A 24,329-nucleotide genomic window follows, 5' to 3' on the forward strand; every position below is an offset into this window, starting at 1 on the left:
TTTACAATGCCCCTTCCTTCTGAAATAGCGGATTCACATGACTGCCTTGCCCGAACAGCCCCAGGCCCTGGCCATCCCCGATACGCCCCTGGCGGTGTTGCAGCAGGTGTTCGGCTACCAGAGCTTCCGGGACGGTCAGGAAGACATTATCCGCTCGGTGGCCGATGGCCGCGATGCCCTGGTCATCAAGCCCACCGGCGGTGGCAAGTCCATCTGCTACCAGATCCCCGCCCTGTTGCGGCCCGGATTGACCATAGTGGTGTCGCCGCTGATTTCCCTGATGAAGGATCAGGTAGACAGCCTGGTGGCCAACGGGGTGGCCGCCGTCTATATCAACAGCGCCCTGAGCCGCGAAGAGATGGTGCGCCATTTCGCCGCCATGCGCCGGGGCGAGATCAAGCTGGTCTATGTGTCGCCGGAGCGCCTGCTGCAGCATGAGTTTATGGAGCGACTCGGCGAACTGCAGCTGGCGCTGTTTGCCATCGACGAGGCCCACTGTATTTCCCAGTGGGGTCATGACTTCCGGCCCGAATATGCGGAACTGGGCAGGCTCAAGCAGTGGTTTCCCCATATTCCGGTGATGGCGCTGACCGCCACCGCCGACGAGGCTACCCGCCAGGATATGCTGGGCCGGCTGGGCCTGCATGACCCCCTGATCCATATCGCCAGTTTCGACCGGCCCAATATCCGCTACACCCTGGTGGAAAAGTTCAAGGGGATCGACCAGCTGTTGCGCTATGTGGCCGAGCAGCAGGGCCAGTGCGGCATCGTCTATTGTTCCAGCCGCAAGCGGGTGGAAGAGGTGGCCGAGCGGCTACTGTCCCGGGGCTACCGGGCGGCCAGCTACCATGCGGGCCTGCCGCTGGCGCTGCGCCAGTCGGTGCAGGAGCAGTTTATTCGTGACGATGTCGACATTGTGGTGGCGACCGTGGCCTTCGGTATGGGCATCGACAAGCCCAATGTGCGCTATGTAGTGCACTATGACATTCCCAAGAATATCGAGTCCTATTATCAGGAAACCGGCCGGGCCGGACGGGATGGCCTGCCTTCGGAGGCGCTGCTGCTCTATGATCCGGCCGATGTCGGCCGGGTGCGGCGGCTGCTGGAAAACAGCGATAACGAGCAGCAGCTGCAGGTGGAGCTGTACAAGCTCAATGTGATGGCGGCTTTTGCCGAGTCACTGACCTGTCGGCGCCAGGTCCTGCTCAACTATTTCGGCGACTACCAGAGCCAGCCCTGCGGCAACTGCGATATCTGCCTGGACCCGCCCCAGAGTTATGACGGCACCGAAGACGCGCGCAAGGCGTTGTCCTGTGTGTACCGGGTCGGTCAGCACTTCGGTGTCATGTATGTGGTGGAAGTGTTGCGCGGCGCCGCCACCCAGCGGGTGCGTGACCATGGCCATGACAAGTTATCCACCTATGGTATCGGTCGGGACAAAAGCCAGGAGCACTGGGTCAGCGTGATCCGCCAGCTGATCCATCTGGGGCTGTTGACCCAGAATATTACCCGTAACATGGTATTGCAGCTGACCGAGGCGGCCCGTCCGGTACTGCGTGCCGAGGTGTCACTGCAACTGGCCGAGCCCCGGCTGGTGCGAGTCAGGCAGAAGGACAAGGGAGAGTCGGTGCTCAGCCGGGCCGAAGACAGGGCCCTGTTCAAGGAGCTGCGCCAACTGCGCAAGAGCCTGGCGGAGGAAGCCGACGTGCCGCCCTATGTGGTGTTCAGCGATGCCACCCTGACCGAGCTGGCCCGTTACCGGCCACGCACAGAGGCAGAACTGCTGGGCATCAACGGCGTAGGGGTACGCAAGCTGGAACGTTACGGTGCGGCCTTTCTGGCGCTGCTACGCCGGCAGGGATAAGGCCCGCAAGGGCGGACCTTAGCACATTACAGGCCGGCGAAGTGGGCGGCCAGATCCTCGATATCCTGATCAGACAGGGGCTTGGCCATGGGTGCCATGATGGGGTCGTTACGATCGCCGTCGCGGAAGGCTTTCAGCTGTTTTACCAGGTAGCCTTCTTTCTGACCGGCCAGGTTGGGGTAGATATCTATGGCGGAGATACCTTCGGCACCGTGGCAGGCAGCACAGACCGCAGCCTTGGATTTGCCGGCGGCAGCGTCACCGGCCGCGAAGGCAGGGGCACTGAGCAAGGCCAGCATGGCGGCGGCTGTCATCAATTTCTTCATCGTGGACTCCGTTATTGTTAGAAAGACGAATTGCTTCCGGGCTCCTTTATTGAGCAGAAGCAGTATAAAGTAAGCTATGGTGAAAAATAAAACGCTGGTGCAGGCCAGAGGATGAAAGTGTGATATTAAAGAATTTGTATGCGACTTTTGACTGGGCCGGCACCCGGGTTGAACCCACGCCGTTGACGGACCCCCGGTTGCTGTTGGTTAACCATGAGTTGGCGAGTCAGATGGGGCTGCAAGGGCTGAGTGATCGCCAGTGGCTGGAGATCACCAGCGGTACCCGGCTGCCGGCCGGGATGGAGCCGTTCGCCCAGGTTTATGCCGGCCATCAGTTCGGTGGCTACAGTCCGCGGCTGGGGGATGGCCGCGCCCTGTTGCTGGGCGAGGTGGAGGCACCCGATGGCCAGCGCTGGGATTTGCACCTGAAAGGTGCCGGTAAGACCCCCTATTCCCGCTTCGGTGATGGCCGGGCCGTGTTGCGTTCTTCGATTCGTGAATATCTGGCATCCGAAGCCATGCACTACCTGGGCATTCCCACCACCCGTGCCCTTTGTCTGGTGGGTAGTGACGAGCCGGTGTACCGGGAAGAGGTGGAAACCGGCGCCGCCCTGTTGCGCGCTGCCGCCAGCCATGTGCGCTTCGGTCATTTCGAATACTTCTTTTACAGCGGTGAAGAACAGCATATTGCCGCCCTGCTCGATTACCTGATCGACACTCAGTGGCCGGATCTGACCAAGGACCAACAGGGTTATGCGGCCCTGTTCGAGCGGGTGGTGGAGCGCACCGCGCGCTTGATTGCCCAATGGCAGGCGGTGGGTTTCTGCCACGGGGTGATGAATACCGACAACATGTCGATCCTGGGGCTGACCCTGGACTACGGTCCCTACGGCTTTCTCGATGCTTATGATCCCTTCCATATCTGCAACCACTCGGACCATGCCGGTCGCTACGCCTATGATCAGCAGCCGGCGGTGGGTTTCTGGAATCTGCAGCGTCTGGCCCAGGCCCTGTCCAGGTTGATCCCCATCGAGCAGCTGCAGGAGGCCCTGGGCAAATACGAGTATGGCCTGTTGTCGACCTTTTCCGAGTTGATGCGACAGAAACTGGGGTTAAGCGGCTGGCAGGACGAGGATCCCGAGCTGTTCCGGCAGATGTTCGAGCTGATGGCCGAGCAGAAGGTGGACTATACCGCCTGGTTCCGCCGGCTATCGAGCCTCGAGGCCGGCCACCCCGTGCCCGAGGCGATCCTGGCCCTGCTGGCCAAGCCCGATGCCTGGCAGCAATGGTTCCGCCGCTATCAGGCTAGGCTGGCGGTCGAGCACCGTGAGCAGGCGGAGAAAAAAGCGCAGATGGATCTGATCAACCCCAAATACGTGCTGCGCAACCACCTGGCGGAGCAGGCCATCAAGGAGGCTGAACAGGGGAACATGGGCGAATGCGAGCGGCTGCTGGCCGTCTTGCGTCGTCCCTTCGATGAACAGCCCGAAGCCGAATCCTATGCCCAGCCGGCGCCGGAATGGGCCAAACAAATCTGTGTATCCTGCAGCTCATGATGAACATACTGACAACCGAACCCCCGCTGACCATGGACAGCTTCCCCGCCTGGGCCGCCGCCCTGGTAGACACCCTGGAACTGCGGCTGATAGAACAGGAGATCGGGGCCGACTATCACCAGTGGTTGGTGGAATTTGAAGGCACCCGTCTGCTGCTCTGTTACCAGCATTATCTTGACTGTGCCTGGTTCAGCCCCCTGAGCGAGCAGGATCAGCCGGTGGCTGACTGGCTGGCCGGCCGTTGGAACGACTGAGCACAGTGGAAACGAGGGATTGGCTAGTCCCTCGTTATCAACTTCTTCTTTTCCCGCTTGCCTTCCAACCCGGTACTGCAGGCTTCCTGCATTCTTTCATCCTGTCTTGTTAACTAAAGGAAACCCGGATATGGCGCTCAAGGATTTGTTACTGGCACTGGTGGTGATTGGGGTCTGGGGCATGAACTTCGTGGTGATCCTGGTGGGGTTGGAAGGGGTGCCGCCCATGCTGCTCGGCGCACTACGCTTTACCCTGGTCGCCGTTCCCGGGATATTTCTGATCAGGCGACCTCAGGTACCCTGGCGCTGGTTGATTGCCTATGGCAGCACCATTTCGCTGGGCCAGTTCGCCTTCCTGTTCTACGCCATGGCCAATGGCATGCCGGCGGGCCTGGCCTCTCTGGTGTTGCAATCCCAGGCCTTCTTCAGCCTGCTGTTTGCCGCCGTGCTGCTGGGGGAGCGGGTCAAGCCGGTCCATCTGGTCGGGTTGTTGTTGGCGGCGGCCGGGCTGGCGGTGATTGGCCGGGGTGGCGATGGCAATATGACTATGTTGGGGCTGGGACTGACCCTGACGGCGTCAGCCATGTGGGCATTGGGTAATATCGTGACCAAGAAAATAGGCCGGGTCGATCTGGTAGGCCTTATCATCTGGGGAAACCTGGTACCGCCGCTGCCGTTTCTCGGCTTGTCGCTCTGGCTGGAAGGGCCGCAACAGATAGCGGACGCCTTGCGCCACATCGGCAGCCATACCCTGCTGGCGCTGGGATATCTGGCATTTGTGGCCACGTTGCTGGGCTATGGCCTGTGGAGTCGCCTGTTACAACGCTATCCGACGTCCATGGTGGCGCCGTTTTCGCTGCTGGTGCCGGTGGTGGGCTTAAGTTCGGCGGTATGGTTGCTGGACGAGCGACTCACATCGGCCCAGTGGGCCGGAGCCCTGCTGGTGATGCTGGGATTGGGGCTGAATGTATTTGGTGCGCGCCTGTGGCAATTATTTTCAAGTAAAGACAAAGTGGAAGCGAAAGGGTAAGATGCGGCGCACGCATTCCGGTTTTGGTCAGAAAAAAGCGCTTGTCAATGTTGGCCCTGTGACTGTACTGGCCCCGCTTCCGGGATGGGTTCCCTAACCCCATTGATCAAAAAGGTAAAAGATGGTTATTTCCACCGCCCAATACCGTACCGCCCTGATCCGGTTGTCGCTGCTGCATATTGCCATTATTGCCGCCAGCAACTACCTGGTGCAGCTGCCCTTTAGCGTTTTCGGCCTGCATACTACCTGGGGAGCGCTCAGTTTCCCCTTTATCTACCTGGCCACGGATCTGACGGTGCGCATCTTTGGTGCCGGGCTGGCCCGGCGTATTATCTTTTATGTGATGCTGCCGGCGCTGGCCACCTCCTATGTGCTGTCCGTGCTCTTCTATGAAGCCGACTATCAGGGGTTGGCTTCTCTGGGTGAGTTCAACCTGTTTGTCGCCCGTATCGCCCTGGCCAGCTTTATGGCCTATGTGCTCGGCCAGATCCTCGATGTGTCGGTGTTTAACCGGTTGCGACATCTGCGGGCTTGGTGGGTGGCGCCCACCTGCTCCACCATTTTCGGCAACCTGCTCGACACCCTGGCCTTCTTCAGCCTGGCCTTCTACCGCTCACCGGATCCGTTTATGGCGGCCAACTGGATGGAAATCGCCCTGGTGGACTATGGGATCAAGCTGTTGTTCAGCCTCGGACTGTTCGTTCCTGCCTATGGCCTGCTGCTCAAGTATCTGAGCCGCAAGATAACCGGCGAGGCGCTCCGGCAACCAGAGACTTTGTGTTGAGGCACCGCTACAGCCGGGTCAGGGCCTGATAGTCGACGGCCTCGGCATAGGCCGTCAGCTCTGCTTCGCTGAGGCCTCGGCCATTGAATTGCAGCAGCAGGGTGTTGGCGATCAGCATTTGCAGCTCCATGCTGGTGCCTTCCTCCTTGAACATGGCGGTATGCCCCTGAATGCGCCTGACCTTATAGCCGCCCATGGTCGCCATGCTGGGATTGGTAAACAGCATGGCCATGGTTTGCAGCAGGGGTGAATCCTTGGTGATGACGATTTCCAGGCGCTTATCGGCCATCCGGTAGGTGCGGGAAGCATTGAGGCCGCCGCCGAAGAAGGCGGCCGATCCTGCCTGACTGCTGACTTCCCCCGCCTGCCAGCCGTCCAGCGGTTCTGGAAACAGCTCGCCCATCCCGGCCGCCTGTTGCTGGCGGATCAGGGTGGCGACATAGTCGAACTGGGAGGCCGCCCGGGACAGCTCGCCGGCCAGGTAGGCCTTCTGACCCTCTTCGATGGCCTGTTTGATATCGGCCTCGTTGGCGGTGAGCAATAGTGGCAGACACAGACCTAACAGCCATAATCCGTATTTCATCGGTTTTCCCCTGCACGCTTAATGCTACCTAGTTTAGTCAAGGGGAGGCTGATAGGGGCGACTGGAAAGGAGTCGGGCAGGAAAAAGTGTTGCAATCGGTAATGATAACGATTATCGTTAACTTGCGTTCCAGACAGGCTTCGGGTTTTCTCTCAATGCTGATGAAGGCTGCTTGTGAAGGCACGACATTGCTCACATTGCTTCCAGAATTTCAGGCCGGCGTTTGCCGGCCTTTTTTTATTTTGCCAACCTCTGTTGGCGTCGGCTTACATTTCCAGCAGTCGCTTCACCAGCTTGCCGATGCCGGTGTCGGCCTCGGCGATATTGCCGGCCAGCATATAGGCGGGGGTAGAGAGTACCTGGTAGTGGCTGTCTTCCACCACATCGGTCACCGCGCAGCCCACATGATCGCCACCCATGGCGTTAAATGCCTCGGCCACCCCAGCGTCCGTCCCTATGGTGCCTCTGACCCCGGCGGGATAGGCATGGGGGATCAGCACGGGGGCGATGCAGCAGTAGCCGGCCGGTTTGCGGGCCTTGGCGAAGGCCTTGCAGGCGGTCAGTACCTGGGGATCGATCTCGGCGTCGGCTCCCTTGGCTGCAAAGTCGCACAGGTTCTTGGCGGCACCAAAGCCGCCGGGCAACAAGAGGGCATCAAACTGGCTGGCATCCAGCTCCTGCAACGGCTTGATTTCACCCCGGGCGATACGCGCCGATTCTTCCAGCACATTGCGCGTTCCGGGTTGTTCTTCGCCGGTCAGGTGATTGACCACATGCTGTTGCGCCTTGTCCGGGGCAAAACACTGGTAACGGGCTCCCTGTTTGGTCAGGTGCAACAGGCACAGTACGGCCTCGTGAATTTCGGCGCCGTCATAGACGCCACAGCCACTCAGGATCACGGCTACATTCTTCATCAATGCTTATCCTTATTGAGTCCCAAACAATATCTATCGCGACTGGCGCCCCGATAAAACTATGCTAGCATTAATTCACTTTACGGGTTACCTGCGTTCCACTCTTCGCTGATTTTCCACATTCAATAACAGTTTTCATTGATCCATATGTTGATCCTATCACTCTGATAAATTAGGAAAAATATTATATCTTCCAGGTTTTGGTCGGCACTTGTTGCACAGACTTATCCACAGGCCTGGCAGGCGGGAGGACGGCCGGTAAGGCGGGGCGCCTGCCCCCGATGATTTGGAACGGTCAGGTAGCTATGGCATGCTAGCGGCCAATCGAACAAAGAGAAAAAAGTCATGGTCGCCATTCCTGCCAAACCCCTGATCCTGGTCGATGGATCCTCCTATCTGTACCGGGCCTATTTCGCTTCCCAGCAGGCGGATCTGAGAACCAGCGACGGCCGTCCCACCGGCGCTATCCGAGTGGTTACCAATATGCTGCGTAGCCTGCACAAGCAGTTTCCCGAATCCCGGGTGGCGGTGGTATTTGATGCCAAGGGCAAAACCTTTCGCGATGACATCTATGCGGACTACAAGGCCAACCGACCGGCCATGCCCGATGAGCTGCGGCAACAGATAGCGCCGATCCACGACATTATCCGAGGCATGGGCCTGCCGCTGATCATCGAAGAAGGAGTGGAAGCGGACGATGTGATCGGTACCCTGGCCCGGCAGGCAACCGAGCAACAGCTGGATGTGCTGATTAGCACCGGCGACAAGGATATGGCCCAGCTGGTATCCGATCATGTCTTGCTGATGGACACCATGAAAAACAGCTTTATGGACAGGGAGGGGGTGATCGAAAAGTTCGGTGTGCCGCCCGAGCTGATTGTGGACTTCCTTGCGCTGATGGGGGACAAGGTCGACAATATCCCCGGTATGCCCGGTGTGGGTGAAAAAACCGCCCTGGCGCTGTTGCAGGGGTTGGGCTCCATTGATGATGTTGCCGCCAACCTGGAGAAGGTTGCCGGGCTGGGATTTCGCGGTGCCAAGAGCTTTGCCGCCAAGTTCCAGGAGCATCAGGAAATGGTGCGGCTTTCGCGCCAGCTGGCGACCATCAAGACCGATGTGGAGCTGGAGTTCGGCCCGGCCGAGCTTCAGCAGAGCGAGCCCGATAGCGAAGCCCTGCGCGACATTTACCGGGAATATGAATTCCGCAACCTGCTGGAGGAGCTGGAGCGCGGCGAGGGTAGCGAACCGGCGCATGAAACCGAGCCGGAGGCACAGCTCGCCACCGACTACCAGACCATCCTCGAGCAGGCGCAACTGGACGACTGGCTCGCGCGGCTGGCGCAGGCCCCCTATTTCGCCTTCGATACCGAGACCACCAGCCTGAATTATCGGGATGCCCGGGTAGTGGGGGTCTCTTTCGCGGTTGAACCGGGCCAGGCCGCCTATGTGCCCTTTGGTCACGATTATCTGGATGCGCCCGAGCAGCTGAGCGAAGCGGCGGTATTGGGGGCGCTCAAACCGCTGCTGGAGGATGAGAACCGCATCAAGCTGGGCCAAAACCTGAAGTACGATGCCAATGTGCTTAAGAATCACGGCATCGACATGAAAGGCATCGGCCTGGACACCATGCTGGAGTCTTATGTGCTCAACTCGGTGCAGACCCGCCATGATATGGACAGCATGGCCGCCTTTTACCTGAATCATGACACCATTTCCTTCGAATCCATTGCCGGCAAGGGCGCCAAACAGTTGACCTTCAACCAGATCCCGTTGGAGCAGGCAGGACCCTATGCGGCAGAAGATGCGGATATCACCCTGCGGTTGCACCATCATCTCGCGCCCAGGCTGGCCGCCGAACCGGAGCTGCAGCGGGTGTTCAACGACATCGAAATGCCACTGGTGCCGATCCTGGCGAAGATGGAATATACCGGGGTGCGCATCGACAGCGGGCTGCTGGCCATTCAGAGCGACGAGATCGCCAAGCGGCTCAAGGCGCTGGAAAAGGAAGCCCATGAGCTGGCCGGCGAGCCTTTCAATCTCAGCTCCACCAAGCAGCTGGGCCAGATCCTGTTTGAAAAACTGCAGCTGCCGGCGCTGAAGAAGACTCCCAAGGGGGCACCGTCCACCTCGGAAGAAGTACTGCAGGAACTGGCCCTGGACTATCCTCTGCCCAAGGTGCTGATCGAATACCGGGGGTTGAGCAAACTCAAGTCCACCTATACCGACAAGCTGCCGCAGATGGTCAATCAACACAGTGGCCGCATCCATACTTCCTATCACCAGGCCAACGCTGCCACCGGCCGGTTGTCGTCGTCGGATCCCAATCTGCAGAACATTCCCATCCGCACTCAGGAAGGACGGCGTATCCGCCAGGCCGTTGTGGCCGAGCCCGGTTACCGGCTGGTGGCGGCCGATTACTCCCAGATCGAGCTGCGTATTATGGCCCACCTGTCCCAGGACAAGGGGTTGCTCGATGCGTTTGCCCACGGCCTGGATATTCACAAGGCGACTGCTGCAGAGGTGTTTGGAGTGGCGGTGGACGAGGTCACCACAGAGCAGCGCAGGCGGGCCAAGGCCATCAACTTCGGCCTTATCTATGGCATGAGCGCCTTCGGCCTGTCGCGTCAGCTGGGTATCCCCAGATCCGAATCCCAGGCCTATATGGATATCTATTTTGAACGTTATCCGGGGGTGCTGCGTTATATGGAAGAAACCCGCACTCAGGCTGCCGAACAGGGTTTTGTATCGACCCTGTTCGGCCGGCGACTCTACCTGCCGGACATCAAGTCCAGGAACGGCGCCCGCCGAAAGGGCGCAGAACGGGCTGCCATCAATGCGCCCATGCAGGGCACGGCGGCGGACATCATCAAGATGGCGATGATCAAGGTGGCTGCCTGGATCGACCAGCAGCCGGCTGACAGCATCCGCATGCTGATGCAGGTGCACGATGAACTGGTATTCGAGATCAGGGAAGACCAGGTAGAGCACTACAAGACGGTGCTGACCGGGCTGATGGAGCAGGCGGCCAGCCTGGATGTGCCCCTGCTGGTGGAAGCAGGGGTGGGGGATAACTGGGATCAGGCGCACTAAGTCAGGTTGTCAAAAAACAAAAGTGTAAAAATATTACAATTCTGGCTTTTTTTATCTGTACAGCTGTTGTACAGTGCGAGAGTAGGGTACAGAGGTAGGACGCAAGTCTTGCTGACCTTTTATTCACGTAATTGAAGCTGGCTAGCTAAGCCGCCCCCGGACTTCGTTCGGGGGCATTTTTTTCTGTCAAAGTGCGATTTTCCAGGGCCTTGGGCGTAGGCGATATGACCACTGCCGGCAGTGCCATAGCGGCCAGTGAAGCGCCTTGAAGCCGGTCCTCATCAGGTATCCCCCCGAATTTTTATGTTTTTTTATTACATTTTTGTTCGTGCTGATGGCGCGGCATGGCCGGCTCGACAGGGGCGGGGGCAACGGCTTGCCATCTTGCCTTTTACCGGGGGCTTGCTAGTATCCAAGGTGTTAATAATTAAAAATAAATAACCGCGCGAAGGGTTATCCATCCATTCCCAAACTATAGTCTGCACAGTGCTGTTTCTCTGTCCCCTCAGCTGATCCCGGGCTGTTTCAGGTGTAGAAAGGAGGCGGTCTGACCATGCTTGTTGCTGTTCTGGCGGGGTTTATCCTGGCCTGTATCGTGCCCCGGCTGTCTCTGTTGATGGGGCGTCATATCGGTTGGTGCCTGGCCTTGCTGCCTGCGGCCCTGTTTGTCTATTTTGCCGGTTTCCTGCCCGGGATAGTGCAGGGGGGCAGCCGGGTGATCGAATATCCCTGGATCCCCAGCCTGGGGATCAGCCTCAACTTCCTGGTCGATGGTCTCAGCCTGATGTTCGCCCTGCTGATCACCGGCATCGGCACCTTTATCCTGGTCTATGCGGGCGCCTATCTCAAAGGCCATAAGGATATCCATAAGTTGCTGATGTATCTGCTGGCCTTTATGGCGGCCATGCTTGGCCTGGTGCTGTCCAGCAACCTGATTGCCCTGTTTGTGTTCTGGGAGCTGACCAGCATTACCTCCTATCTGCTGATCGGTTTCAATCACGAGCATGACGCCGCCCGCAAGGCGGCGCTGCAAGGCCTGATGGTGACCGTGGGCGGCGGGCTGGCGCTGATGGCGGGGTTGCTGCTGCTGGGCGGAATGGGCGGTAGCTTCGAGTTGCCCGAATTGCTTGCTCAGGGCACAGTACTGCAGGCCAGCCCGTTGTTTATGACGATGATGGTGCTGATACTGGCGGGCACTTTCACCAAGTCGGCCCAGACCCCTTTCCATTTCTGGCTGCCCAATGCGATGGCGGCGCCCACCCCGGTAAGTGCCTATCTGCACTCGGCGACCATGGTCAAGGCCGGGGTCTATCTGATGGCTCGGCTGCAGCCGGTGATGGCGGGTCATCAAAGCTGGGCCCTGACGCTGACCCTGATCGGGGCGCTGACCATGCTGGTGGGCGGAGTGATGGCGGTATGCAGTACGGATCTGAAACGCATCCTGGCCTTTTCTACCGTGATGGCCCTGGGTACCCTGACCATGCTGATCGGCATTGGCACGCCGGGAGCCCTGATGGCGGCCATGGTGTTTCTGCTGGCCCATGCCCTCTACAAGGGGGCGTTGTTTATGGCGGCGGGCACCCTGGATCACAGTACTGGCACCAAGGATGTCCATGATCTGGGCGGCTTGCGCCGGCTGATGCCCCAGACCGCCCTGTTTGTCGGGCTGGCGGCCCTGGCCCTGGCCGGGGTACCGCCCTTGTTCGGATTTATTGCCAAGGAACTGATGCTGGAAGCCACCCTGCAGGCGGGCGCCCTGTCCGGTCTGTTGCTGGTGATGGCCATGCTCACCGCCGTTTGCATAGTGGCGGCTTCCGCCCTGGTGGCGGTCAAACCCTTTATGGGCGAACTCAAGCCAACCCCGAAAACACCCCATGAGGCGCCGTTCGCCATGCGCCTGGGATTCAGTGTGCTGGCCCTCTCCGGCTTGCTGCTCGGCTTGTTTCCCGGCCTGGCCGAACCCTTGCTGCGGGCGGCGGTGCAGGCGATCAGTGGTCATCCGGTGGCTCCGCTCGAGCTGGCACTCTGGCATGGCTTCAATTTGCCCCTACTGTTCAGCGGCCTGGCCCTAGTGGCGGGGGTCTGGCTGTACCGGGAATGGGACCGATGGCGCGAGCCATTGGCGCGGCTGATCAGGCCATTGGCCTATGGCCCTGAGCGGGGCTATGAGCGGATGATGGACGGTCTGGTGCGGCTCGCCGACTGGCAGACCCGGGTGCTGCAGAACGGTTACATGACCCGCTATATTCTCACCATACTGGTGACTACCATAGGGTTGCTGGCCTATACCCTGGTTTCCCGAAATGCCTTGGTGTATAGCCTGTCCTTCGAGGGGGTGCGCTTCTACGAGGTGGTGGTCAGCCTGTTGATGCTGGTGGCAGTGGTCTATGCCAGCGCGACCCATCTGCGGTTGGGCTCGGTCGCCGCCATCGGGGTGCTGGGTTTTGCCATGGCGCTGATCTATGTGTTCTTCAGTGCCCCGGATCTGGCGATTACCCAGGTGTTGGTTGAAACGTTGACGGTGATCCTGCTGGTACTGGTGTTGTTCCGGTTGCCCGGTTTTCAGGACTTGTCCACTCCCTGGACCCGCTGGCGCGACGCCCTGGTCGCCGGCAGCTTCGGAGCTCTGATCACCCTGCTGGTGTTGACCGTCAACCAGTCTTCCCTCGGCGACAGTATCAGTAGCTTCCTGGTGGAAAACAGCTACGTAGTCGCCCACGGTCGTAATATCGTCAACGTGATCCTGGTGGATTTCCGGGCGCTGGATACCCTGGGTGAAATCTTTGTGCTGGCATTGGCGGCGATTGGCGTCAATGCCATGATCCGCTTTCGTGGGGAGGCGTCATAGTGAGAACCGATACCTCGCTTATCCTGCAGATGGCGACCCGCTTTCTGGTGCCCCTGTTGCTGCTGTTTTCGGTGTTCCTGCTGTTGCGCGGCCACAACGAGCCGGGTGGCGGTTTTATCGCCGGCCTGGTGGCGTCCAGCGCCTTTGCACTGCACCTGTTTGCCTTTGATGCCGGCAGTACCCGCAAGCTGATGGGAGTGGAGACACAGCTGCTGATGGGCATAGGCCTGCTGCTGGCCCTGTTCAGCGGTCTGTTCGGCATGCTGGTGCATGGCCAGCCGTTTCTGAGCAGCCAGTGGTGGAGCCTGAGTCTACCCGGTATCGGTGAGGTGAGTCTGAGTACGCCACTGTTGTTCGATATCGGTGTTTATCTGGTGGTGGTCGGGGTGGTGACCACCATAGTGCTGTCCCTGGCCAAGGCGGAGGAATAAATGGAAAACCTGTTCGCATTCGTGATTGGCGGTCTCTACGCCACTGCCCTGTTTATGATGCTCAGGCGCAGTATCGTCAAGCTGGTGATCGGCCTGATGATACTGTCGAATGCCGCTAACCTGCTTATTTTTACCGGCGGTGGACTGGTGCGCGGTGCGCCGCCGCTGATCCCCGAGGGCATGACGGTGCCGGACGGTCCGATCGCCGATCCCTTGCCCCAGGCGCTTATCCTTACGGCCATCGTCATCAGCTTCGGGGTGCTGGCCTTTGCCGTTGTGCTGATCCACAGGGCCTACGAGGTGATTGGTGCCGATGACATGAACGAAATGAAGAGCACCGACACGTGAGAACCGAAGTGGTCATTCCCATCCTGATCCCCATGCTGGCCGGGTCCCTGTCCCTGATCAGCTGGCGTTCACGCCTGATCCAGCGCTGGATAGCGGTGCTGGCCACCGGTGCCCTGTTGGGCGCCGGCCTGATACTGCTGATGCAGGTGCAGCAGGACGGCATACAGGTCACCTATGTGGGCCGCTGGGCGGCGCCCTTCGGCATCACCCTGGTGGCGGATCTGTTCAGTGCCATCATGGTGCTGGTGGCCGGAGTGATCGGCTTTGCGGTGGCCGTCTATGCGCTGGCCACCATGAGCCGCAGCCACGAGGCGTTCGGCTATTTTCCCCTGCTGCACCTGATGCTGGCCGGGGTGGTGGGCTCCTTCCTGACCGGGGATATCTTCAACCTCTATGTGTGGTTCGAGATCATGCTGGTGGCCTCGTTCGGCCTGTTGATACTGGGGGGGGAGCGGGCCCAGATGGAGGGGGCGCTCAAGTACGTGACCCTCAACTTGATCTCTTCGGCGCTGTTTCTGACTGCGGTGGGCCTGCTTTACGGCTATGCCGGCACCCTCAACATGGCGGATCTTTCCCAGAAGCTGGGCCAGGCGGAGCAGACCGGCCTGGTGACGGTAATCGCCATGCTGTTCCTGGTGGCCTTCGGCATCAAGGCGGCGGCCTTCCCGCTGTTTTTCTGGTTGCCCGCGTCCTACCATACGCCGCCGGTGGCGATTTCGGCGGTATTTGCCGGTCTGCTGACCAAGGTCGGGGTCTATGCCCTGTACCGGGTGTTTACCCTGATCTTCACCCAGGATGTGGCCTTTACCCATCATGGCATACTGCTGTGGATGGGCATGGTGACCATGGTGACCGGGGTGCTGGGCGCGGCGGCCCAGTACGAGGTCAGGCGGATACTGTCGTTTCATATTGTCAGCCAGATAGGCTACATGCTGGTGGGGCTGGCGCTGTTTACCCCGCTGGCCATTGCCGGCGGTGTCTTCTATATCTTCCATCACATAATAGTCAAGACCAACCTGTTCCTGGTCAGCGGGATCATCTATCGCTACCACGGCAGCTACGAGCTGGGCAAACTGGGCGGCCTGTACCGCTCGGCACCCTGGCTGGCGGTGCTGTTCATGATCCCGGCCATGTCGCTGGCGGGCATTCCGCCCCTGTCCGGCTTCTTCGCTAAATACACGGTAATCCAGGCGGGCTTGCTGGCCGAGTCCTGGTTGATGGTGGCGGTGGCGTTGCTGGTGGGGCTGCTGACGCTTTTTTCGATGATTAAGATATGGGCCGAGGCCTTCTGGAAGGAGATACCGGAGCAGGCCAAACCGATGCGCGGCGCGCAGGATCCTCACCTCTATCTGCTCTACCTGCCGGTGCTGGGACTGGCGCTGATCACCCTGTCCATCGGCTTTGGGGCCGAGGGGTTTGTGCGGTTGGCGACCGATACCGCCGATCAACTGATGACGCCGTCCGGTTACATTGATGCGGTTTTGGGGGGGAGGCGATGAGGGCGTTTGGATGGAACATGCTTCTGGCCCTGGCCTGGATGATACTGTCCGGCACCTATACCATCGGCAATTTGGTGGTGGGCATGGTATTGAGTTACCTGGTGCTGGCCTATGTGCTGCGCGACAAGCCGATGTTTGCCCGCTATTTCGGCAAGCTGCCGAAGATTGTCGGCTTTATCCTGTTTTTTATCTGGGATTTGATCAAGGCCAACGCCCGGGTTGCCTACGATGTGATGACCCCGACCCACCTGATGCGGCCCGGGGTGATCGCCATTCCCCTGGATGTGAAGGACGAAGGCGCCATCACCATGTTTGCCAACCTGATCACTGTGACTCCGGGTACCCTGACCCTGGACGTGTCCAGCGACCGCCGGGTGCTGTATGTTCATATCATGTATCTGGACGACGAGGCCCGCCAGCTGGCGGAACTGAAGGCCCTTGAGGCCCGTGTCATCGATTTGCTGGGATAAGCCTATGTTCGATCTTGCCCTGACCATTGCCTTTGTTTTTCTGAGCCTGGGTCTGGTGTTGGCAGCCATCCGTCTGCTGCTGGGCCCGACCCTGCCCGACCGGGTGGTAGCGCTGGAGCTGATCGCCTCCATTACCGCCGGCTTTATCCTGCTGTATGCGGTGGCTTTCGAGCGGCCCCAGTTTATCGATGTGGTGATCGTGCTGGCGCTAACCTCCTTTATGACCGCCGTCGGCTTTGCCCGTTACCTGGAGCGGGGAGGCAAGCGCGATGATGACTGAACTGCTGACGGGATTCCTGCTGTTGTTGAGCTCCTTCCTGATGCAGTCCGGAGAGAAGGAGGTATGCCTGTGGTGACCGAGCTGTTGACCGGGTTCTTGTTATTGTCGGGTTCCTTCCTGATGTTGCTGGCCGGTATCGGCATTATCCGCATGCCCGATCTGCTGACCCGCATGCACGCCACCAGCAAGGCCGGCGCCCTGGGGGTCGGTCTGATGGCCTGCGGCTTTGCCGTGTACTTTCAGGAGACAAGCGTGGTGGTGCGGGCCCTGGCGGTGGTGGTGTTCGTAATCATGACGGCGCCGGTGGCCGCCCATGTGCTGGCCCGGGCCGGCTATTTCGTGGGTATCAGGCTATGGGAAGGCACCGTCAAGGATGTGATTAAGGAACGTTACGATCTCAACACCCACCAGCTGGGCAGCTCCTCCCGCAAGCGGGAAGAAGAGGATTGAATGGCACCCATGTCGGATGCCAGCTCTATCATTTCACTTCAAAGCCGTAGGCGTAGGGGTCTTCGCTGTCGACCCAGATGGTGTTGTGACCGGTGACCCGGGCCCACCCCTGAATGCTGGGCATAATGGCTGGATAGTCACCCACTGCAGCCTCGCTCTCCACCCGGCCGACAAACAGGCTGCCGATAATGCTTTCGTGCACAAACTCTTCACCAATCCCCAGTTTGCCTCTGGCCACCCACTGGGCCATGCGCGCGCTGGTACCGGTGCCACAGGGGGATCTGTCGATCGCACGGTCACCGTAGAACACCGCATTACGGGCATGGGCGCCCGGTTGGGTTGGCTGGCCGGTCCACATCACATGGCTGGCGCCGCGCACAGTCGGGTCCAGCGGGTGCACACAATCCACCACCTTGTTGATCGCTTCCCGTACCTTGGGAGAGTAATGCAATACCTGATCGGCGCTGAACGACTCTAAACCAGGGAAGTTAGCCTGAGGGTCGACGATGGTGTAGTAATTTCCGCCATAGGAAACGTCCACGGTCAGCTCGCCCAGTCCCTCCACTTCTATGGTGACATCCCTGTGCGCCAGATAGCTGGCGACGTTGTAGATGCGTACCTTCTCAACCTTGCCACCATTTTGCTCGTAATCGATACGGATCTGCCCGGCGGGCACGTCGAGGATCAGCTTGCCCGGGGTTTTGGGTCTGAGCAGACCATGTTCGATAGCGCTGGTAACGGTACCTATGGTGCCGTGGCCACACATGGGCAGGCAGCCGCTGGTCTCGATAAACAGAATGGAGGCATCGGCCTGCTCGCTGCACGGCGGGTAAAGGATGGAGCCGGACATCATCGAATGCCCCCGAGGCTCGAACATCAGTGCCTGGCGAATCCAGTCGTGATGGGTCAGAAAGTCCTGCCGTTTTTCACTCATGTTACTGCCTTGCAAGGCAGGATAGCCTCCTGCCACCAGTCGTACCGGGTTGCCACAGGTGTGGGCATCTATACAGAAAAAAGTACCTTCTCGCATCGCATGTTTCTCCTGGAAATGATTTCGACTTGTGAGATCTGGATCATGATTTTACAAATGATTAACCAGCATCACTGGCATCCAGATATAAATTGTATATTTTATACAATCAAGAAATTTGGTGAAGGGATACACAGATGCAAGACCTGAATCACGATTTGGTGGTCATCGGTGGTGGAATTATCGGCGTTACCTGCGCCTGGCAACTGACTCGTGCGGGTTACAGGGTCTTGCTGCTGGAAAAGAATGAAATCGGACAGGGTGCTTCCTTCGGCAATGCCGGCCATATCGCCACCGAGCAGGTCTTGCCACTGGCCTCACCCGCCGTATTACGGCAGTTACCGCGTATGTTGCTGGATCCGTTGGGGCCCTTGCGCCTGGACTGGCGTTATCTGCCTCGCATAGCACCCTGGTTGTTAAAGCTGGTTGCGAACATGTGCCCCCAGGCCCAGCGCACCAGCAGTGATGGATTACGCTCGCTGAATGAAGCCAGCCTGTCGGCCTGGCAGCAACTGTTACAGCAGGCAGGTCTGAGCCGGTTGCTGAAGGAAGACGGTTCCTTGCTGGTGTGTGAAAGCGAGTCTGCATTTGCCGAGTTGCAGCGGCATGCGCAGGTGCTGGCCACACTGGGAGTGGTGACCGAGTCCTGGTCCGCTCCGACATTACATCGGCAGTTTGATGGCTTGGCATCGGCGGTCAGCGGCGGTTTGTTCTTCCCCGCGACCGGCCATGTGACCGACCCTTATCAGCTGGTGGCGCAGCTGTTTGCCAAGGCGCAGGCCGGCGGCCTGGAGCGGTGGCAGGCGGAGGTTCATGGTGGACGTTGTCTGGATAACGGCATCGAGCTAAGTACCAGCAAGGGCAAGCTGTTCGCCAAGCGGGTGCTGGTCGCCACCGGCGCCTGGTCCGCGCCTCTGGTCAGGGAGCTGGCCGGTATCAAGATACCTATGGATACCGAGCGGGGCTATCACCTGATGCTGCCGGCCGAACCCGACCGCCTGCCGATGGCGGTCAGCTCCCTGGAGAGAAAATTCATCATGACCCCGATGTCGGGCGGGCTGCGTCTGGCCGGTACGGTGGAATTTGCCGGTCTGCACAAGGCTCCGGATTACCGTCGAGCCCAGGGGTTGTTGCGCCATGCGGATGCGCTGTTCGATCGGCATTTGGATACTCGGGATGCAACCCCCTGGATGGGCTGCCGTCCTTCCTTACCGGATTCATTACCGGTTATAGATCGGGTTGGCCCGCAAGGGCGTCTGTTGCTGGCCCTGGGTCATCATCATCTGGGGCTGACCCAAGCGGCGATCACTGCCCAACTTATTCAGGGCCTGCTGTCGGGAAAACCGTCCGGGCTCGACATCGCTCCTTTCCGCCTGGCGCGGTTTGGGCAACTACCACCCTCGCACACCTTAAACAACAGTGTTTGCCTGCCCGGCTCAGAAAGCTGACCGGACAGGCGTCACACAGGGAGAACGTATATGGATATCAAGCAGTCAACTCCGGCGGATCGGATTCGCCTGCCCAGCAGCGTTGAAGTGCTGGGCCTGCTGGCGGCCTTTATTGGCGTTATGTATTTGTTTTTGAATGTGTGGGCCCTGCCCATACAACTGGCATTGTTCGTGTCCTGGTTTCTGGTCATCGGCTTGGGCATTCGCTTGGGGCTGGGGTATGAGACCATCCAGAAAGGCTTGCTGAACGGGATCAACAACGGCATGGAAGCCGTGCTGGTGCTGATTACCGTCGGGGCGCTGATCGGTACCTGGATTGCCGGTGGCATAGTGCCCAGCATCATCTATTACGGCCTGTCGGTGATGAGCCCCAGCATCTTCCTGTTTGCGGCTTTCATTATCTGCGGCCTGACCTCGCTGGCGACCGGAACCTCTTTCGGTACCGCGGGCACCGCCGGCATCGCCATGATGGGTATCGGCCACAGCTTCGGCATCCCAATGCCGCTGGTGGCCGGCGCGGTTATTTCCGGGGCCTATGTAGGTGACAAGCTGTCGCCCCTGTCCGACACCACTGTGATGACAGCATCACTGTGCCGGGTGGATCTGATTGACCATATCAAGTCCATGTTGCATGTCAGTGCGCCTTCTGCGCTGATCGCCAGCCTGCTGTTCCTGGGAGTCGGTTATTTCTATGTTGACGGTGCCGTTGATACCAGCCGGGCGGATGCGGCCATGGTGGCCCTGGCCGAACAGTTCAACATCAGCTGGTATCTGCTGCTGCCGACGGTGGCGGTCATCGGCCTGCTGGCCATGCGTAAGCCGTCCATCCCGGTGATCAGCTTTGGCGCCGTAATGGGCATCGTCTGTGCTGTGTTGTTTCAGGATATGGCGGCGCTGGATGCAGTCAACACTGCCTACTTCGGCAATACCATGAGTTCAGACGTCGACTTCCTCAACACCCTGCTCAACCGGGGCGGTATCGAGTCCATGTTCGGGGTTATCGCCCTGGTGCTGTTCGCGCTCGGGCTGGGCGGGCTGATGGATCGCATCGGTATCCTGACCGTTATTTGTAACGGCTTCCTGTCCTGGGCCAGCAACGCCGGCCGCCTGACCTTGTCGACCCTGCTGGGCGGTTTCTTCGGCAACTTCTTTGGTGGTGCGGCCTATGTGTCGCTGATCACCGCCAGTACCATCACCGAGAAAAATTACGACAAGCAGGGTATCGACCGTCGAGTGCTGTCCCGTAATGCCGAGGCCGGCGGTACCGTTACTACCCCCATGGTGCCCTGGTCCGATGGTGGTGTCTTCATGGCCACCACCCTGGGGGTCAGTACCCTCAGCTATCTGCCTTTCCTCTGGTTCCACTTCCTGGTGCTGATCATCTCGCTGATTTACGGCTACGCCAATATCGCCATCTGGCGCACTGGTGGCGACGGTGCAGTGGCCGCAGACGAACTCGAAGAGAATCTGGCTCTGGCAAAGGTTTCTTCATAACTCACTTTTCCGGGCCTGTGTCTCAGGCCCTTTATCACGATAAGGATATGCATAATGAAAATTGAAGGTGTAATGGTTCCGGTCGTCACCCCGTTTGCTCAAGACGGTCAAATCGATTACCCGGCATTGGCGGCGCTGCTGGCCCACCAACTGGACGCCGGTGTCAGCGGCATCGTCGCTTGCGGTACCACCGGTGAGTATTACGCCCTGAGCCAGGCTGAGCGCCGTGAGCTGATGGCCTTTATTGCCAAAGAGGTGGGTGACAAGGCGTTACTGGTGGCCGGTGTTAACGACACTCACTCGGCAGGATCCATTGCCAAGGCGCTGGAAGCGAAGGAGCTGGGCTATCAGGCACTGATGCTGGCTCCCCCCATCTACTGCCTGCCGGAGCAGGACGAAATTATCGCCCATTACCAGACCGTGAGCCGCGAAGCAGACATGCCCATCATCATGTACAACTTCCCGGCCCGCTCCGGGGTGGAGATCGGCATCGAGGCAGTCAAGGTACTGGCGAAGGATCCCAATATCGTCGGCATCAAGGAAAGCAGCGGCGATTTCACCCGCGCCGTCACCCTGCTCAACCTGGGTCTGGAAGACTTTGAAGTGGTGTGTGGCTCCGATGACCAGGGAGCGGACTATCTGTTCTGGGGCGCCCGCTCCTGGATTGGCGGTGGCGCCAACTACCTGGCCGCCGATCATGTCAACATGATCGAAGCGGCCAAGACCGGCGACTGGCAGCAGGTGCGAAGCATTATGGCTCATATTCTGCCCGTGCTGCAGAACATGGAGTCCGGTGGTTATAACCAGAAAGCCAAGCTGGGCTGCGGCCATATCGGTTACCCGGTCGGCCCGGTCAGGGCGCCCCTGTACCCGGTGAGCCAGCAGGATGAAGACGACTTTCTGACCCTGCTGACCCAGGCGCTGAAGTAAGGAGATAGGCATGTCAGAACAAGTGCAAAACGTCTTTGCCAAGGCAAGGCAGGGAGAACTGCGAGCCGAGGCCATCATCGTCGGTTATAGCACTGGTAGCCAGACACTGGAAACCCGGGATCCCTTTGATGAGTCTGTTATCGGTCAGGTTGAAGCCTGTACCGAAGAACAGGTGAACCTGGCGGTGGCTGCCGCCCGTGCCAGCTTCGAGCAGGGTGAGTGGCGTAAGCTGGCCCCGGCCGAGCGCAAGCAGCGGATGCAGGACTGGGTTGCGCTGCTGGAGCAGCACCAGGAAGAGCTGGCGGCGCTGGATTGTGTTGATGGTGGCAAGCCGATCAGCGAGTGTCTGAACACCGACATTCCGGAAACCATCAACACCCTGGCCTGGTATGCCGAAGCGGTGGACAAGGTGTTCGGCAAGGTGGCACCGACCGGGGATGATACCCTGGGCCTGGTGGTCAACGAGCCCATCGGGGTGGTTGCTGCCGTGCTGCCATGGAATTTTCCGGCGCAGATGTTTGCCTGGAAGGTGGGCCCGGCGCTGGTGACCGGCAACTCGGTGATTGTAAAACCGGCCGAACAGACTTCCCTGAGTGCCTGGCGCATGGTGCAGCTGGCCCATCAGGCCGGAATTCCGCAAGGAGTGCTGCAGCTGGTGACCGGTCTGGGTGAGCAGACCGGTATGCCGCTGGGGCTGCACCCGGATGTGGACATGGTGTCCTTCACCGGCTCGACCGAGGTCGGCCGTTTGTTCCTGCAGTATTCGGCCCAGAGCAACCTGAAAGAAGTGGTGCTCGAGTGTGGCGGCAAGAGCCCGCAGCTGGTGTTCGATGATGTGGAAGATCTGGATGCCATCGTCGACGATGTGCTGGCGGCGGCCTTCTGGAATATGGGCGAAAACTGCAGCTGTGGATCCCGTCTGCTGGTGCAGCAGGGCATCAAGGAGCCGTTGCTTGACAAGCTGTGTTCCCGTCTGGCTGGCTGGAAACTGGGTGATCCCAAGGAAGCAGACACCATGGTCGGGCCCATGGTGGAGCCGGTGCATTTCAACAAGGTGAAGGCCATGGTCGAGCTGGCCGGGGAACAGGGGGCCAGGCTGCGTTACGGCGGTAATACGCCCGCCTTGGGTGCCGGCCTTTTCGTGGAGCCCACCATTTTCGATGAGGTCAGTGCCGACATGACCCTGTTCCGGGACGAGGTATTCGGTCCGGTACTGGCGGTAACCGAATTCTCCAGCGAGGAAGAAGCGGTGTCGCTGGCCAACCAGACCCAGTATGGCCTGGCCGCTTCCCTCTATACCAGTCATATGGGGCGGGCCCACCGGGTTTCCCGGGCACTGAAGGCGGGCACCGTCTCCATCAACTGTTTCAGTGAAGGCGATATTACCACCCCCTTCGGCGGCTATGGTCAGTCCGGCTTCGGTGGCAGAGACAATGGTCTGGAAGCCATGGAACAATATCTGCAAAAGAAAACCATCTGGTATAACCAGGGGTGAATAAATAGTTAATAGCATGGCGTCAGACAAATGAATGGCGCCATTTTTAATAAAGTTAAATTATTAAACTTCTGATTATGATGTTCGTCATATTGTTTCCCATTGTATGGGAAGCAATGATTTATTTTTAAAAGGATATAAAAATGAAAATAGCTAATAAATGTGGTTCCATTATTACAGCCTGTGCTCTTCTTGTCGCACCGGCTTTAGCAGCCAAGGAAGTGACCTGGAAGGTTCCCACTTCTGTGCCGGAAGGCTCCTTTTTCTACAATAACTTTCTGCAACGTTTCAGCGACCATCTGAAGGTATACTCCGAAGGGGAAATAAAATTGAGAACCTTCGGTGCCGGTGTAGTGGTGCCGGCATTTCAGGTATATGAAGCGGTGCAGGATGGTATTGTTGAAGCAGGACATTCCACCCCTTCCTATTTGGTCAATCAGGATCCGACCAATGCCATATTTGCCGGTTTTCCCGGAGGTATGTCTCCCGAGGCAACCATTACCTGGCTTTATGAAGGCGGTGGACTGGAAAGTCTGCAGCAATATCGGCAGGAAACCATGGGACTGCATACCATGGTGGTAGGGTTGGGTACTTCCGAAATCCTGGCGCATGCCAATAAACCGATTCATGGTATTACCGATTTCGAGAATCTCAAGTACCGAACCTCCGGTGCCTGGGCCGGGGTATTAAAAAATCATCTCAACGGTGTCCCTACTGTTGTGCCGTCCGGTGAGATATATACACTGCTGCAACGAAAAGGGGTCGATGCGGTGGAATGGGCCACTCCGGGCTCGAATATTATGGAGGGGTTCCATGAGGTAGCGCCTTATATTATTACTCCCGGTATTCACCAGCCTACCTTTGTGTGGGAGTTCTTTGTGAAACAGGAAACCTGGGATGAGCTGTCTCCCGAATTACAGGGACGTATCGAAGATGCCGCCCGTCTGACGACGATGGAGTCTTATCTTCACTTTGCCCACGAAGATATGAAAGCCATGGACAAATATAAGGATTATGGCACTGAAGTCATCACTCTGGATCAGGATGTCATCGCGCAGATACGAGGCTATGGTCATCAATGGATGGAAGAGCGGGCCAGTGAACAGGCCGAGAAAGGAAATAAAAAAATGATGGGTATTCTCAAGGATTATCAGAATTATCAGGATCGTTGGTCGAGGAACTCATCCGTACTGGTAAGAGATTGA

22 protein-coding genes are annotated in these 24,329 nt (G+C 58.8%); 18 read left to right on the forward strand and 4 right to left on the reverse strand.

The features are described from left to right. The first annotated feature begins 37 nt into the window (after positions 1-37). Positions 38-1,864: a DNA helicase RecQ gene (recQ, locus tag DCS96_RS12030; RefSeq protein ID WP_116474655.1), complete on the forward strand. Its 1,827-nt coding sequence runs from the start codon at positions 38-40 to the stop codon at positions 1,862-1,864. A gap of 26 nt (positions 1,865-1,890) precedes the next feature. On the opposite strand, the gene DCS96_RS12035 is transcribed toward recQ, so the two are convergent. Continuing rightward, positions 1,891-2,190, reverse strand: coding sequence for a c-type cytochrome (locus tag DCS96_RS12035; protein ID WP_116474656.1), 300 nt, complete (start codon positions 2,188-2,190; stop codon positions 1,891-1,893). Between the two features lie 119 nt (positions 2,191-2,309). Between DCS96_RS12035 and DCS96_RS12040 the strand changes: the two genes are divergently transcribed. From DCS96_RS12040 to DCS96_RS12055, 4 genes are all read left to right on the forward strand, one after another. Further along, positions 2,310-3,746: a protein adenylyltransferase SelO gene (locus tag DCS96_RS12040; protein WP_116474657.1), complete on the forward strand. Its 1,437-nt coding sequence runs from the start codon at positions 2,310-2,312 to the stop codon at positions 3,744-3,746. Further along, on the forward strand, positions 3,746-4,000 hold the full coding sequence (locus DCS96_RS12045) for a DUF3630 family protein (protein WP_232818263.1): 255 nt from the start codon (positions 3,746-3,748) through the stop codon (positions 3,998-4,000). Before DCS96_RS12040 ends, DCS96_RS12045 begins: the two co-directional genes overlap by 1 nt. 130 nt (positions 4,001-4,130) lie before the next feature. Then, positions 4,131-5,030 carry an EamA family transporter gene (locus DCS96_RS12050; RefSeq protein WP_116474659.1) on the forward strand — a complete coding sequence of 300 codons (900 nt, stop codon included), beginning with the start codon at positions 4,131-4,133 and terminating at the stop codon, positions 5,028-5,030. 121 nt (positions 5,031-5,151) lie between these two features. Next, positions 5,152-5,814 carry a 7-cyano-7-deazaguanine/7-aminomethyl-7-deazaguanine transporter gene (locus DCS96_RS12055; RefSeq protein WP_116474660.1) on the forward strand — a complete coding sequence of 221 codons (663 nt, stop codon included), beginning with the start codon at positions 5,152-5,154 and terminating at the stop codon, positions 5,812-5,814. A gap of 7 nt (positions 5,815-5,821) precedes the next feature. Here DCS96_RS12055 and DCS96_RS12060 read toward each other — a convergent pair whose 3' ends face one another. Together DCS96_RS12060 and elbB are read right to left on the reverse strand one after the other, a co-directional pair. Next, positions 5,822-6,397, reverse strand: a complete 576-nt coding sequence (locus tag DCS96_RS12060; protein ID WP_116474661.1) for a hypothetical protein — start codon at positions 6,395-6,397, stop codon at positions 5,822-5,824. A 266-nt stretch (positions 6,398-6,663) separates the two neighbouring features. Then, a complete protein-coding gene (gene elbB / locus DCS96_RS12065) occupies positions 6,664-7,311 on the reverse strand; it encodes an isoprenoid biosynthesis glyoxalase ElbB (RefSeq protein ID WP_116474662.1) in 648 nt (215 codons plus the stop codon). Positions 7,312-7,656: 345 nt separating this feature from the next. On the opposite strand from elbB, the gene polA reads away from it, so the two are divergent. From polA to mnhG, 8 genes are all read left to right on the forward strand, one after another. Next, positions 7,657-10,401 carry a DNA polymerase I gene (polA, locus tag DCS96_RS12070; RefSeq protein ID WP_116474663.1) on the forward strand — a complete coding sequence of 915 codons (2,745 nt, stop codon included), beginning with the start codon at positions 7,657-7,659 and terminating at the stop codon, positions 10,399-10,401. 553 nt (positions 10,402-10,954) lie between these two features. After that, positions 10,955-13,249, forward strand: coding sequence for a putative monovalent cation/H+ antiporter subunit A (locus DCS96_RS12075; RefSeq protein ID WP_116474664.1), 2,295 nt, complete (start codon positions 10,955-10,957; stop codon positions 13,247-13,249). Continuing rightward, positions 13,249-13,680, forward strand: a complete 432-nt coding sequence (locus tag DCS96_RS12080) for a Na+/H+ antiporter subunit B (protein WP_198650058.1) — start codon at positions 13,249-13,251, stop codon at positions 13,678-13,680. Before DCS96_RS12075 ends, DCS96_RS12080 begins: the two co-directional genes overlap by 1 nt. Further along, positions 13,681-14,028 (forward strand): Na+/H+ antiporter subunit C, encoded by a 348-nt coding sequence (locus DCS96_RS12085; RefSeq protein WP_116474666.1) that lies wholly within the window; start codon positions 13,681-13,683, stop codon positions 14,026-14,028. Then, positions 14,025-15,527: a Na+/H+ antiporter subunit D gene (locus DCS96_RS12090; RefSeq protein WP_116474667.1), complete on the forward strand. Its 1,503-nt coding sequence runs from the start codon at positions 14,025-14,027 to the stop codon at positions 15,525-15,527. Before DCS96_RS12085 ends, DCS96_RS12090 begins: the two co-directional genes overlap by 4 nt. Positions 15,528-15,544: 17 nt before the next feature. After that, complete coding sequence (locus DCS96_RS12095; protein WP_232818264.1) at positions 15,545-15,997, forward strand: Na+/H+ antiporter subunit E; 453 nt, start codon at positions 15,545-15,547, stop codon at positions 15,995-15,997. 4 nt (positions 15,998-16,001) lie between these two features. Continuing rightward, positions 16,002-16,277 carry a cation:proton antiporter gene (locus tag DCS96_RS12100; RefSeq protein WP_116474669.1) on the forward strand — a complete coding sequence of 92 codons (276 nt, stop codon included), beginning with the start codon at positions 16,002-16,004 and terminating at the stop codon, positions 16,275-16,277. A 63-nt stretch (positions 16,278-16,340) separates the two neighbouring features. Further along, on the forward strand, positions 16,341-16,727 hold the full coding sequence (gene mnhG, locus DCS96_RS12105; RefSeq protein ID WP_232818265.1) for a monovalent cation/H(+) antiporter subunit G: 387 nt from the start codon (positions 16,341-16,343) through the stop codon (positions 16,725-16,727). Between the two features lie 28 nt (positions 16,728-16,755). Here mnhG and DCS96_RS12110 read toward each other — a convergent pair whose 3' ends face one another. After that, entirely contained in the window at positions 16,756-17,757 is a 1,002-nt protein-coding gene (locus tag DCS96_RS12110; protein ID WP_116474670.1) for a 4-hydroxyproline epimerase, read from the reverse strand. A gap of 137 nt (positions 17,758-17,894) precedes the next feature. Here DCS96_RS12110 and DCS96_RS12115 point away from each other — a divergent pair, with 137 nt between their 5' ends. The 5 genes from DCS96_RS12115 to dctP all read left to right on the forward strand — a co-directional run bounded on the left by DCS96_RS12115 (position 17,895) and on the right by dctP (position 24,329). Further along, entirely contained in the window at positions 17,895-19,205 is a 1,311-nt protein-coding gene (locus DCS96_RS12115) for an NAD(P)/FAD-dependent oxidoreductase (protein ID WP_116474671.1), read from the forward strand. Positions 19,206-19,235: 30 nt separating this feature from the next. Next, positions 19,236-20,699, forward strand: coding sequence for a Na+/H+ antiporter NhaC (gene nhaC / locus DCS96_RS12120; protein ID WP_116474672.1), 1,464 nt, complete (start codon positions 19,236-19,238; stop codon positions 20,697-20,699). Positions 20,700-20,753: 54 nt separating this feature from the next. Then, positions 20,754-21,629 (forward strand): dihydrodipicolinate synthase family protein, encoded by an 876-nt coding sequence (locus DCS96_RS12125; RefSeq protein ID WP_116474673.1) that lies wholly within the window; start codon positions 20,754-20,756, stop codon positions 21,627-21,629. Between the two features lie 10 nt (positions 21,630-21,639). After that, complete coding sequence (locus DCS96_RS12130) at positions 21,640-23,124, forward strand: aldehyde dehydrogenase (RefSeq protein ID WP_116474674.1); 1,485 nt, start codon at positions 21,640-21,642, stop codon at positions 23,122-23,124. 143 nt (positions 23,125-23,267) lie between these two features. After that, positions 23,268-24,329 (forward strand): TRAP transporter substrate-binding protein DctP, encoded by a 1,062-nt coding sequence (gene dctP, locus DCS96_RS12135; protein ID WP_232818266.1) that lies wholly within the window; start codon positions 23,268-23,270, stop codon positions 24,327-24,329.

Origin of the sequence: Zobellella maritima, from assembly GCF_003075035.1 — a bacterium.
In the GTDB taxonomy this organism is placed as follows: domain Bacteria; phylum Pseudomonadota; class Gammaproteobacteria; order Enterobacterales; family Aeromonadaceae; genus Oceanimonas; species Oceanimonas maritima.

What these genes read in the sequence shown, in the direction of transcription:
- DCS96_RS12100 (WP_116474669.1), top strand. Translation starts at nt 16,002, where the DNA reads ATGTTCGATCTTGCCCTGACCATTGCCTTTGTTTTTCTGAGCCTGGGT.
- DCS96_RS12050 (WP_116474659.1), top strand. Translation starts at nt 4,131, where the DNA reads ATGGCGCTCAAGGATTTGTTACTGGCACTGGTGGTGATTGGGGTCTGG.
- DCS96_RS12045 (WP_232818263.1), top strand. Translation starts at nt 3,746, where the DNA reads ATGAACATACTGACAACCGAACCCCCGCTGACCATGGACAGCTTCCCC.
- DCS96_RS12125 (WP_116474673.1), top strand. Translation starts at nt 20,754, where the DNA reads ATGAAAATTGAAGGTGTAATGGTTCCGGTCGTCACCCCGTTTGCTCAA.
- DCS96_RS12075 (WP_116474664.1), top strand. Translation starts at nt 10,955, where the DNA reads ATGCTTGTTGCTGTTCTGGCGGGGTTTATCCTGGCCTGTATCGTGCCC.
- DCS96_RS12130 (WP_116474674.1), top strand. Translation starts at nt 21,640, where the DNA reads ATGTCAGAACAAGTGCAAAACGTCTTTGCCAAGGCAAGGCAGGGAGAA.
- DCS96_RS12055 (WP_116474660.1), top strand. Translation starts at nt 5,152, where the DNA reads ATGGTTATTTCCACCGCCCAATACCGTACCGCCCTGATCCGGTTGTCG.
- recQ (WP_116474655.1), top strand. Translation starts at nt 38, where the DNA reads ATGACTGCCTTGCCCGAACAGCCCCAGGCCCTGGCCATCCCCGATACG.
- mnhG (WP_232818265.1), top strand. Translation starts at nt 16,341, where the DNA reads ATGCCTGTGGTGACCGAGCTGTTGACCGGGTTCTTGTTATTGTCGGGT.
- dctP (WP_232818266.1), top strand. Translation starts at nt 23,268, where the DNA reads ATGAAAATAGCTAATAAATGTGGTTCCATTATTACAGCCTGTGCTCTT.
- DCS96_RS12095 (WP_232818264.1), top strand. Translation starts at nt 15,545, where the DNA reads ATGCTTCTGGCCCTGGCCTGGATGATACTGTCCGGCACCTATACCATC.
- DCS96_RS12115 (WP_116474671.1), top strand. Translation starts at nt 17,895, where the DNA reads ATGCAAGACCTGAATCACGATTTGGTGGTCATCGGTGGTGGAATTATC.
- elbB (WP_116474662.1), bottom strand. Translation starts at nt 7,311, where the DNA reads ATGAAGAATGTAGCCGTGATCCTGAGTGGCTGTGGCGTCTATGACGGC.
- DCS96_RS12110 (WP_116474670.1), bottom strand. Translation starts at nt 17,757, where the DNA reads ATGCGAGAAGGTACTTTTTTCTGTATAGATGCCCACACCTGTGGCAAC.
- polA (WP_116474663.1), top strand. Translation starts at nt 7,657, where the DNA reads ATGGTCGCCATTCCTGCCAAACCCCTGATCCTGGTCGATGGATCCTCC.
- DCS96_RS12035 (WP_116474656.1), bottom strand. Translation starts at nt 2,190, where the DNA reads ATGAAGAAATTGATGACAGCCGCCGCCATGCTGGCCTTGCTCAGTGCC.
- DCS96_RS12060 (WP_116474661.1), bottom strand. Translation starts at nt 6,397, where the DNA reads ATGAAATACGGATTATGGCTGTTAGGTCTGTGTCTGCCACTATTGCTC.
- nhaC (WP_116474672.1), top strand. Translation starts at nt 19,236, where the DNA reads ATGGATATCAAGCAGTCAACTCCGGCGGATCGGATTCGCCTGCCCAGC.
- DCS96_RS12085 (WP_116474666.1), top strand. Translation starts at nt 13,681, where the DNA reads ATGGAAAACCTGTTCGCATTCGTGATTGGCGGTCTCTACGCCACTGCC.